Source organism: Nitratidesulfovibrio oxamicus, from assembly GCF_015731765.1.
GTDB classification, from domain to species: Bacteria; Desulfobacterota; Desulfovibrionia; order Desulfovibrionales; family Desulfovibrionaceae; genus Cupidesulfovibrio; species Cupidesulfovibrio oxamicus.
The window spans coordinates 1-1,562 of the sequence record NZ_VRYY01000516.1 but is presented as its reverse complement, the minus strand read 5'-3'; the positions used below and the strand labels follow the sequence as shown (position 1 = coordinate 1,562).

Genomic DNA, 1,562 nt, shown 5'->3' with positions numbered 1-1,562 from the left:
TGGAACTGGCCCCGCGCGGAGTCACCGCCTGTTCGCTGCGGCTGGGCTGGCTGGAGGCGGGCCGGGGCGCGCCGTTCCTGCAATCCCGTGCCGCAGACGCCCCCCTGCCGCCCTCCGGGCGCACCGTGACCATTGCCGAGGCCGTGCAGACCCTGCGTTTTCTGCTGTCCGCCCCGGCCACGGCCATCAACGCCACCACCCTGACCTGCGACGGCGGCTTCGGCGCGCTGAAGCCGACCTGCTGACCACGTTCCGACAGTCCATGCTCCGGCAGGCCCGGCAGGCCCGGCCGGCCTCCATTCCGGCACGCAACCCTCTTCACCCTCCCTTTTCATCAAACCCCACAGGCAGAACACCATGCCCGCACATTCCCCCCACGAACCGCACGACATCGCGGCGGCCATAGCCGCGCTGGTGGCCCCCATCTTCGACGTGGACGCCGCCACCCTGTCACCCGACACCCGGCTGATGGCCGACCTGCCCTGCGAATCCATCGACCTGCTGGAAATCGGCGCGGGGCTGAACCGCCGCTTCGCCATTCCGGTGCGCGATGCCGCCGCCTTTCTCACCGACCTGCGCATCCACGTGCTGGAGGCGGAACGCACCGGCGAAGCGCCCGAAACCCGACTGGCGCGGGAATACCCGCACCTGTCCGACGCGCGCGTGGCAGAGGTGCTGGCAGCCGTGCGCGTGCCCGGCGCGCCCCCGGTGCTGACCATCGGCGACGTGGCGGCCTATGTGGCGTGGTCCCTGACGCGGAACGCGCGACGTTAGCCAAATGGTCGTTTCGCACGTTGGCGGACCGACCCGAAGGGCGCGAAGCATGCCCGTTGGGTGCGTTTGCGAGCCGTACGGGCATCGGGCGCAACGCGGTCAAACATCGCCTGCCAGCGAACGAAAATCCTCATTTACCCATCTGCCGGTTCTCCTATGCGCCCACTTGATCCAATTTTCCTTCCCCCCCGCCGCGTGGTCATCACCGGCGCGGGCGCGGTGACCCCGCTGGGGCACACCCCGCAGGACATGGCGCGCGCCATCCGCGAGGGGCGCAGCGCGTTCCGCCATGCCCCGGCCCTGCCCGGCGCGGCCTGTTCCCCCGTGTCAGACTTTGACGCGACCGAAGCCACGGGACGCTGGCGACACCGCCGCTATCTTTCGCGCGGGGGACAACTGGCCCTTGCCGCCGCCCTGACCGCCACCCGGCAGGCCGGATACGCCTGCGACAATGGCAGGAGGGTAACGGGCGGAACGGGCGACATCGACTCGACAGCGGGCGACGGCTGTCCGCATCCCCTGCCCTGCCTTCCGGACGACACCGCGCTGGTGGCGGCCAGCGGCCCCAACATGGACGTGGGGGCAGACTTTCCCGCCGCGTGCGCCCCGCGTACTGGGGACAGCGCCGCAACATCCGGCCTGGAACACCCCGATCTCGACGCCCTGTGGATGCTGCGCTGGCTGCCCAACACCGCCGCATCCGCCGTGGCCATGCGCTGCGGCGTCCGGGGTGAAGGGCTGGTGCTGGGCACGGCCTGCGCCGCCTCGTTGCAGGCCGTGGGCGAGGC

2 protein-coding genes and 1 pseudogene are annotated in these 1,562 nt (G+C 71.1%); all 3 read left to right on the top strand.

Features of this window, described 5'->3' with window-relative positions; genetic code table 11:
* Positions 1 to 245: pseudogene (locus tag FVW20_RS14780) on the top strand (SDR family NAD(P)-dependent oxidoreductase); the annotation flags it as partial.
* A 112-nt stretch (positions 246 to 357) separates the two neighbouring features.
* The gene (locus FVW20_RS14775; protein ID WP_196610204.1) at positions 358 to 774 is read left to right on the top strand and encodes an acyl carrier protein; all 417 of its coding nucleotides are present in this window, start codon (positions 358 to 360) and stop codon (positions 772 to 774) included.
* Between the two features lie 156 nt (positions 775 to 930).
* A partial coding sequence (locus FVW20_RS14770; RefSeq protein ID WP_269145838.1) for a beta-ketoacyl synthase N-terminal-like domain-containing protein occupies positions 931 to 1,562 on the top strand: 632 nt, incomplete at its 3' end.